General features: G+C 73.5%; 8 protein-coding genes. 4 read left to right on the forward strand and 4 right to left on the reverse strand.

The features are described 5' to 3' along the window. Nucleotides 1-554: enoyl-CoA hydratase-related protein (locus CCN39_RS43210; protein WP_208630635.1), on the reverse strand; the 554-nt coding region annotated here is incomplete at its 3' end. Between the two features lie 57 nt (nucleotides 555-611). Between CCN39_RS43210 and menD the strand changes: the two genes are divergently transcribed. The 3 genes from menD to CCN39_RS43225 all read left to right on the forward strand — a co-directional run bounded on the left by menD (nucleotide 612) and on the right by CCN39_RS43225 (nucleotide 4,409). Continuing rightward, nucleotides 612-2,288 carry a 2-succinyl-5-enolpyruvyl-6-hydroxy-3-cyclohexene-1-carboxylic-acid synthase gene (gene menD / locus CCN39_RS43215; RefSeq protein ID WP_167455354.1) on the forward strand — a complete coding sequence of 559 codons (1,677 nt, stop codon included), beginning with the start codon at nucleotides 612-614 and terminating at the stop codon, nucleotides 2,286-2,288. Between the two features lie 119 nt (nucleotides 2,289-2,407). Beyond that, nucleotides 2,408-3,937 (forward strand): M1 family metallopeptidase, encoded by a 1,530-nt coding sequence (locus tag CCN39_RS43220; protein ID WP_086852428.1) that lies wholly within the window; start codon nucleotides 2,408-2,410, stop codon nucleotides 3,935-3,937. A gap of 22 nt (nucleotides 3,938-3,959) precedes the next feature. Next, a complete protein-coding gene (locus tag CCN39_RS43225; RefSeq protein WP_086852429.1) occupies nucleotides 3,960-4,409 on the forward strand; it encodes a DUF3592 domain-containing protein in 450 nt (149 codons plus the stop codon). On the opposite strand, the gene CCN39_RS43230 is transcribed toward CCN39_RS43225, so the two are convergent. From CCN39_RS43230 to CCN39_RS43240, 3 genes are read right to left on the reverse strand one after another with little or no spacing between them, the layout of a single operon-like run. Next, entirely contained in the window at nucleotides 4,324-4,932 is a 609-nt protein-coding gene (locus CCN39_RS43230; protein ID WP_086852431.1) for a GNAT family N-acetyltransferase, read from the reverse strand. The genes CCN39_RS43225 and CCN39_RS43230 overlap by 86 nt on opposite strands. A gap of 53 nt (nucleotides 4,933-4,985) precedes the next feature. Beyond that, nucleotides 4,986-6,089, reverse strand: a complete 1,104-nt coding sequence (locus tag CCN39_RS43235) for a glycosyltransferase (protein WP_086852433.1) — start codon at nucleotides 6,087-6,089, stop codon at nucleotides 4,986-4,988. Nucleotide 6,090: 1 nt separating this feature from the next. Next, on the reverse strand, nucleotides 6,091-7,161 hold the full coding sequence (locus CCN39_RS43240) for a glycosyltransferase family 4 protein (protein ID WP_279629623.1): 1,071 nt from the start codon (nucleotides 7,159-7,161) through the stop codon (nucleotides 6,091-6,093). Between the two features lie 177 nt (nucleotides 7,162-7,338). On the opposite strand from CCN39_RS43240, the gene CCN39_RS43245 reads away from it, so the two are divergent. Continuing rightward, nucleotides 7,339-8,169: an inositol monophosphatase family protein gene (locus CCN39_RS43245; protein WP_086852437.1), complete on the forward strand. Its 831-nt coding sequence runs from the start codon at nucleotides 7,339-7,341 to the stop codon at nucleotides 8,167-8,169. Nucleotides 8,170-8,284 lie beyond the last annotated feature (115 nt).

An 8,284-nucleotide genomic window follows, 5' to 3' on the forward strand; every position in this document is an offset into this window, starting at 1 on the left:
TCGAACGAGCCGACGTCGGCGTCGGTCTGCTTGAACTTCGCGTGCTCGGCCGAGGCGAGGGTGAGATCGCACACGACGTGCAGAGAGTGGCCGCCGCCCGCGGCCCAGCCCGGCACGACCGCGATCACCGGTTTCGGCATGAACCGGATGAGCCGCTGGCACTCGAGGATGTGCAGTCGGCCGGCCCGCGCGGGGTCCACCGTGTCGGAGGTCTCCCCGCTCGCGTACTGATACCCGGAGCGTCCGCGAATACGCTGGTCACCACCGGAGCAGAACGCCCACCCGCCGTCCTTGGGCGACGGGCCGTTCCCGGTGAGCAGGACACAACCGACGTCGGCGCTCATCCGGGCGTGGTCGAGGGCCCGGTGGAGCTCGTCGACGGTGTGCGGCCGGAAGGCGTTGCGGACCTCGGGGCGGTCGAACGCGATGCGCACCACGCGTTTGCCGCCCCGGCTCTCAGCGGAGCGGTGGTAGGTGATGTCGGTGAAGGCGAAACCTTCGACCTCGGTCCACGCGGCGGGGTCGAACAGCTCGGAAACTCGGGCGTCATCCACGTTTGCGAGGATAGGACCTGTGGACATGACTGATCGCGGCGTACCAGGGGCGTGCCGGTGAACCCTTCCACCGCGCAGGCCAGGGTCATCGTCGACGAACTCGTCCGCAACACCGTTTCGCACGTCGTCCTCTGCCCGGGCTCCCGCAACGCGCCGCTGTCCATCGCGCTCTACGACGCGGCGGCGGCCGGGAAGCTCCAGCTGCACGTCCGCATCGACGAGCGCGGCGCCGCCTTCCTCGCCCTCGGCATCGCCGCGCGCACCGGCCGCCCGGTGGCCGTGCTCTGCACGTCCGGCACCGCGGCCGCGAACTTCCACCCGGCCGTCCTGGAGGCCGACCGGGCCGGCGTCCCGCTGATCGTGCTGACCGCCGACCGGCCGCCTGAGCTGCGGGCCGCGGGCGCGTCGCAGGTCATCGACCAGCACCAGCTCTACGGCGACGCCGTCCGCTACTTCGACGAGCTGGCCGTCGCCGAGCGGCGGGCCGGCCAGAACTCGTACTGGCGCAGCCAGATCTGCCGGGCCTGGAACGCCGCCTACGGCGAGTGGCGCTGCGGGCCGGTGCACCTGAACATCCCGTTCCGCGAGCCGCTCGTGCCGGACCTCGACGACGACGGTGAGTGGTACGAATCGCTCGACGGCCGTGCGGACGGCTCCCGCTGGACCGAGCTGCCGGACTTCGGCGCGCTGCCGTCGTTCGTGGTGCCCTCGGCGCGGCACGGCCTGGTGATCGCGTGCGACACCGGTGTCCAGGCGGCCAGCGAGTGGGCCGAGCAGCACGGCTGGCCGGTGATCTCCGAAACCGGCGGGATCGGGCTGTCCGGCGGCACGGCGATCTCGTCCGGCGCGTGGCTGCTGGGCGTCGAGGAGTTCATCTCGCGGCACAAGCCGGAGCAGGTGCTCTGCCTCGGCCGGCCGACGGTGTTCCGGCAGATCCAGAACGTGCTCTCGGACGCCTCGGTCGAGGTCCTGCTGGTGCGGCCGGACTCGGACTGGCCGGCGCCCGCGCACAACGTCCGGCAGGTCGGGCAGTGGTTCGACGAGCCGACCAAGCCCGCCGACCCGGAGTGGCTGGCGAGCTGGCGCCGGGCGGACGCCGCGGCCGCTTCCGCGGTGGCGTCGACGCTGGCCGACGAGCCGTGGCCCAGCGGGCTGCGGGTGGCGACCGAGCTGGTGGACGCGCTGCCGCCGGACTCGCTGCTGGTCGTCGGCTCCTCCAACCCGACCCGGGACGTCGCGCTGGCCGGCCGGCTGCGCCCGGACGTCCTCGTGCACCGCAACCGCGGCGTCGCGGGCATCGACGGCACGGTTTCGACGGCCATCGGCGCCGCGTACGTGCACCGGGGCCCGTCGTACGCGCTGCTGGGCGACCTGACGTTCCTGCACGACGCGTCCGGGCTGCTGACCGGGCCCGCCGAGCAGCGTCCCGACCTGACGATCGTGGTGCTCAACGACGACGGCGGCGGCATCTTCTCCCTGCTCGAACAGGGTGCGCCCGAGCACGCGGCCAGCTTCGAGCGCGTGTTCGGCACCCCGCACGGCGCCGACCTGGGCGCGTTGTGCGCCGGCTACCGCGTCCCGCACGTCGTCGCGGAGACGCTGACGGAGTTCCGGGCGGCGCTGGCCCCCGCGCCCGGGCTGCGGGTCGTCGAGGTCCGGGTGGACCGGTCACGGCACCGCGACCTGCACTCCCGCCTGCGGGCGGCGGTCTCCTCGGCCGTGTCCGCGGCCTGACGTCAACCGCTTTCCGGGTGTAATCCCAGCAGGCAAGAAACCTCCCTTCGGCTGTTCCTGGGTGCTTCCTCGCTGGCTACGTTCGAGCGCGCTGATCCTCACCTCTTGGAGGAATTCGAATGCGTGCAAGAACGCGCACCGGTCTCGGTGCGCTCGCGGCCGGCGTCGTCTCGGTGCTGCTCGCCGGCACCGCGAGCGCGGCGCCCGCCCCCGGCGCCCCCGGCGTCGGCGACCCGTACTACCCGAACGCCGGCAACGGCGGCACGGACGTGCTGCACTACGACATCCGGCTCACCTACCAGCCCGCGACCGATCTCCTCTCGGGCACCACGACGCTGCTGCTCACCGCCACGCAGGACCTCTCGCGGTTCGACCTGGACTTCGCGCTGAAGGCGTCCAGCGTGCGGGTGAACAACCGGCCGGCGCAGTTCACGAACCAGACCGGCAACGGCGAGCTCGTCGTCACGCCGGCGCAGCCCCTGCTCAAGGGCCAGACCGCGACGGTCGTCGTCGCCTACGCGGACACGCCGTCGACCGAGACGGTGGACGGCATCAACGCGTGGAAGAAGGGGTCCTTCGGCGCGCTCGGCATCGACGAGCCGCAGAGCTCGGCGTGGTGGTTCCCGGCCAACGACCACCCGACCGACAAGGCGACCTACGACGTCTCGATCGAGGCGCCCGACGACAACGCGGCGATCTCCAACGGCACCCTGGTCCGCAAGACGAAGCAGCGCGCCGGCTGGACCCGCTGGCAGTGGCGCAGCACGAAACCGCAGGCCACGTACCTGACGTCGTTCATCGTCGGCAAGTACGAGGTCGTCGAGTCGACCACGCCCGACGGCAAGCCGTACATCAACGCCTATGGCGCCGACCTCGGCGACTCGCTGTACGCGGCGAAGGCCAGCGTCGAGCGGACGGCGGAGATCAACGAGTTCCTGGCGACCCAGTTCGGCCCGTACCCGTTCGAGGCCGAGGGTGGCGTCGTGACCAGCGGCATCGGCTTCTCGCTGGAGAACCAGACCCGCCCGACGTACGGCGCCCGCAACTTCCGCGCGGGCTCGAACACGACGCTGATCGCGCACGAGAACGCCCACCAGTGGTTCGGCGACAACGTCTCGCTGGGCCGCTGGAGCGACATCTGGCTGAACGAGGGCTTCGCGTCGTACGCGGAGTGGCTGTGGTCGGAGCACGAGGGCGAGGGAACGGTCGCGGAGCTGGCGCAGTACACCTACGACTCGAACGCGGCCGACGCGCCGCTGTGGAAGCTGGTCCCGGCCGACCCGGGAGCGGACAACCAGTTCGACAACGCGGTGTACGACCGGGGTGCGCTGACCCTCCAGGCGCTCCGGACGGCCGTCGGTGACCAGGCGTTCTTCGCGATCTTGAAAGCGTGGCAGGCTGCCAAGGGCGGCTCGCACGGGCGGATCCTGGAGTTCATCGCGCTGGCGGAGAAGATCTCCGGCAAGCCGCTGCACGACCTGTTCCAGACGTGGCTGTACACGGCGGGCAAGCCCGCGGTGGGCCCGAACGGCGCCGCCGCTGTCGCGGCCCGCTCGGCCGCGGCCGCGGCTCCGGTTTCGGTCAAGCCGCGTTCGTACGACCAGATCCAGGCGAACCACCGGTTCCTCGCCGCCGAGCACGCGGGCTGAGCAAGACCGCTACGCTCGCGGCGTGAGCACGAGAGGTGAACGGGCGAGGCGCGTCGGGTGGTGGGCCACCCTCGGCGTCGCCTCGCTCCTCACCGTGATGTGCGTGTGCCTGCTGTTCGCGGCGATCCGCAACGACAGCGCGATCGAAGCCCAGCTGGGGACGGCCACGGCCACCGTGGATTCGGTGGCGTTCGACCGGACGATCATCCACTTCGAGACCCCGGACGGGATCGTGCACAGCCCGGCGAACGGGGTGCTGTACCCGGATGGTCTGGCGGCCGGGCAGCTGGTCCGCATCGAGTACGACGCGTCGGATCCGGAGCTGGCCCGGGTGGCCGGCCGGTCGGCGACTCTGACGCTGCTGCCGCTGGGCAGCTTCGTGTTCTTCACGTGGCTGGTGGCGGGGCCGGCGCTGTGGTGGATCCGCCGGCAGAACAAGCGGGCGAAGACCCCGGCCACCGCTTCCGCGTGATCTCGTACTCGACCTCGCCCTGCTCGGCGCCGTCGATCGGGTCGTCGTACTCCGCGGCCGAGGTGAAGGCCCTGGCGAACGTGAGCCCGGCCGAGGTCATCGTCGCCCGGGACGGCGTGTTGACCGCCATCGTCTGGGCGAAGATGCGGGCCAGGCCCAGCACCTCGAAGCCGTAGCGGATCAGTTCACGGGCGCCTTCCCGGGCGTAGCCCTGCCGCCAGTGGCGGCGCAGCAGGCGGTAGCCCAGCTCGGCTTCGCCTTCGACGTCCGGCTGGTCCGGGCCGTGCGGCGGGCGCAGGAGCCACCAGCCGACGAAGTCGTCGCCGGCGAAGCCCATCCAGAACCCGAACCCGGCCGGGGTGGCCATCCGGCGGCGGTGCGCCTGTTCGACCTCGTCCCGGGTCGCGGCCCGGCCGGTCAGGTAGCGCATCACCGCCGGGTCGGAGTCCAGCTCGTATTCCAGCTCGAGGTGCTCGTCGGCCAGCGGCACCAGCGTGAGCCGCGGCGTGCGGAGGGTAGGCATGTCCCGATCTTCACCCCGCGCGCAACCCGATTAGCGGGGGTGCCCCGGCCGGCTCAGGCGTGGGTGGCCAGCATCCCGGCCACCGCCGCGGGCCAGGTGAATTCCTCCGCGCGGGCCCGCGCCGCCGCCCGCCGCAGCTCCTCGGGGCTGTCCAGCAGGCCCGTCACGGCTTCCGCGAACGCCGGCGCGCGGTCCTCGACCGCCGCGCCGCAGCCCGGCCGCACGATCTCCCGCAGCGCCGACGACGCCGACACCACCACCGGCGTCCCGGACGCCAGCGCCTCCAGCGCGGCGAGGCCGAACGTCTCGTGCGGGCCGGGCGCGAGGGAGACGTCCGCGCTGGCCAGCAGCCGGGCGACGTCGCCGCGGACCGGCAGGAACCCCAGGAACGTCACCGGCAGGCCGCGCGCCCGGCGTTCCAGCGCCCGCCGCCGTGGGCCGTCGCCGGCCACCACCAGCCGCACGCGCGCGCCCGACTCCGTCAGCTCGGCGACGGTGTCCACGCTGCGCTCCACGTGCTTCTCCGGCGACAGCCGTCCACAGTGGACCAGCAGGGCATCCGCGCCCTCGGCGAGGCCGGCCCGCCAGCCGTCGTCGCGCCGGGCGGGCCGGAACGTCGTGAGGTCGACGCCGAGCGGGACGCGGCGGACGTTCGGCGCGGCGATGCGGTCGAACTCCGCGCGCGCGAACGCCGTCGTGCAGACGACCGTGTCGTAGCTCGCGGCCATCCGCCGGTTCGCGGCGTCGGCGACGCGGCGGGCCATCGGCGCGGGCAGCAGGAACTGCTCCAGCAGGCGGTCGAGGCGTTCGTGGGAGATGACCGTGCTGGGCACGCCGTGGCGGCTCGCCCAGCCGCCCATGCCCCGCAGCGTCAGCCGGTCCGACACCTCCAGCCGGTCCGGCTCGAGCTTCCGCAGCACCGCGCGGACCCGGTGCGGGTCGACCGCGCGATAGCCGCCGGTGCCCGGGATCTTCGGTGCGGGCAGGGAAAACCGGCGCACGCCGGTCGGCAGGACCTCGTCGGCGTACCGGCGGCCGGGCACCACGAGCGTCACCTCGTGCCCGCTCGCGACGTAGCCGGCGCCGAGGTGGTGCAGCGCCGTGCGCAGGCCGCCCGAGCGCGGCCCGTAGAAGTTCGCGAGCTGGACGATGTGCACGTCAGGCCGCGCGGGCGGCCCGGCCGCGCACGGCTTCGTAGTGCCCGACCAGCTCGTGGCAGACCGCGGGCCAGGTGCGGCCCAGCACCACCTTGCGCGCTTTCTCGCCGAGCCTCGCGCGCAATGCGGCGTCGCGGAGGGCGTCGACCTTTTCGACGAGCGCCGGGCCGAACCGCTCGCGGTCCGCGGGCAGCAGGTAGCCGGTGCGGCCGGGCAGGACGAGGTCCTTCGGGCCGCCGGCGTCCGGAGCGAGCACCGGCAGCCCGGCGGCCATCGCCTCCTGCACCGCCTGGCAGAACGTCTCGTGCGGTCCGGTGTGGACGAAGACGTCGAGGCTCGCGTACGCCTTCGAGAGGTCGTCGCCGTACTTCGCGCCGAGGAAAGCGGCGTCCGGCAGCTGCTCCCTGAGGCCGTCGAGTTCGGGCCCGTCGCCGACGACGACCACGCGCACGCCCGGCATCCCGGCGAGCGCGGCCAGCCGGTCGACCTCCTTCTCGGGCGCGAGCCGGCCGACGAACCCGACGAGCAGCTCACCGCCGGGAGCGAGCTCGGCCCGCAGCGCCGGGTCGGCGTGCGCCGGGGAGAACCGCTCGATGTCGACGCCGCGCGCCCAGCGGTGCACGCGCGGGACGCCGTGGAGCCGCAGCTGCTCGACGGAGTCGCTGGACGGCGCGAGGGTCCGGTCGGCGCGCGAGTGCAGCCGCCGCACCCACCGCCACGCGGCGCGGGCGGCGATGCCGAAGCCGTACGCGGCGGCGAACCCGGCGATGTCGGTCTGGTAGACGGCGATCGAGGGGACGCGCAGCCGTCTCGCGGCGGCGAGCCCGCGCGCGCCGACGACGAACGGCGACGCCAGGTGCACGACGTCCGGGCCGAACGCGGCCAGCGCGTTGAGCACGGTCCGCGTCGGCAGGCCGATCGGCAGGGAGCTCACGCCGGGGACGTCGAGCGCGGGGATCCGGACGACGGGAGCGCCGCGGTAGGAGTCCGGGCCGGGGCCGGGCGCGATGATCAGCACGTCGTGCGCGCGTTCGCGCAGGTGCTCGACGACCCGCAGGACGGAGTTGGTCACGCCGTTCACCTGGGGCAGGAAACTTTCGGTGACTATGGCGACTCGCACGTCCTGGACGATCGCACCCGATCCTGGCGCCCGCGTGACACTGCGGCCAACGGTGCCGGAACAGATCGGCTACGACATGTCATCTCAAGGTCGCGTGCCGGAAACCCGGGGGGCCCAGACTAAGCAGGCATGACCCTCTTGTCCTCACGGCCGCCGCGGCCCGTCGAGCCCGGCCTGCTGTCGAGGGCGCTCGAAGTGGCCGGGCGGCTGGCCAACGACGCCACCGACGTGATCACCGCGACGGCCGGCCGCGGCGCCCACCCGTCCACCCTGGACTCGCCGTTCGACTGGGTCACCGACACGGACCGCATCCTGGAGCGCCACACCCGCCGCGTCCTGACGGCGGAGTTCCCGGGCATCCCGGTGGTCGGCCACGAGTTCGGCGCGGACCACGGCGCGGACGTCGCGGAGTACCGCTGGGTGGTCGACTCGGTGGACGGAACGGCGAACTACGTGGCCGGCGTGCCGTGGTGCGCGTACAGCCTGGCCCTGGTCGACGCGGCGGGCCCGGTGGTCGGGGTGGTGGCGGACCCGTACCGGGCCCAGATCTACGCCGCGGCGCGCGGCCGGGGAGCCCGCGCGAACGGCAAGCCGATCGAGTTGCGGGACCGCTGCGTGACGGCGGGGGCAATCGTGTGCACGGAGCTGGCCCGCACCGGTCCGTGGCCGGGAATGGGCGGCTTCATCGAGCGAGCGGCGGCGGCCCACGCGGGCGTCCGGGTACTCGGCTCGGCGGCGCTGTCGATCGCCCAGGTGGCGCTGGGCCACGCGGCGGCGGCGGTGCTGCACAGCTACCACGAGTGGGACGTGGCCGGCTCGGTGGCAATGGCGATCGAGGCGGGCGCGGTGGTCCTGGACAAGCACGGCGAGGACACGGCGCTGCCGACGGACGGCCTGCTGGTGGCGGCCCCGGGAGTGGCGGACGAGGTGCTCGGGTGGTGGCAGGAGACGGCGGGCTGAGGTTTCCGTGGGTGGGTGGTTGCTGCTTGGTCGCGCTGCCTTGCCCGGGGCAGGCCCGCGCGCGGAGTTGACCTGGGCCGCCAAGCCCGCCCGCACGCGCTGCCTTGCCCGGGGC

Origin of the sequence: Amycolatopsis kentuckyensis (assembly GCF_002155975.1) — a bacterium.
Classification (GTDB): Bacteria; Actinomycetota; Actinomycetes; order Mycobacteriales; family Pseudonocardiaceae; genus Amycolatopsis; species Amycolatopsis kentuckyensis.

Coding starts and splice junctions, on each gene's coding strand:
- CCN39_RS43245 (WP_086852437.1), top strand. CDS start 7,339: ATGACCCTCTTGTCCTCACGGCCGCCGCGGCCCGTCGAGCCCGGCCTG.
- CCN39_RS43220 (WP_086852428.1), top strand. CDS start 2,408: ATGCGTGCAAGAACGCGCACCGGTCTCGGTGCGCTCGCGGCCGGCGTC.
- CCN39_RS43230 (WP_086852431.1), bottom strand. CDS start 4,932: ATGCCTACCCTCCGCACGCCGCGGCTCACGCTGGTGCCGCTGGCCGAC.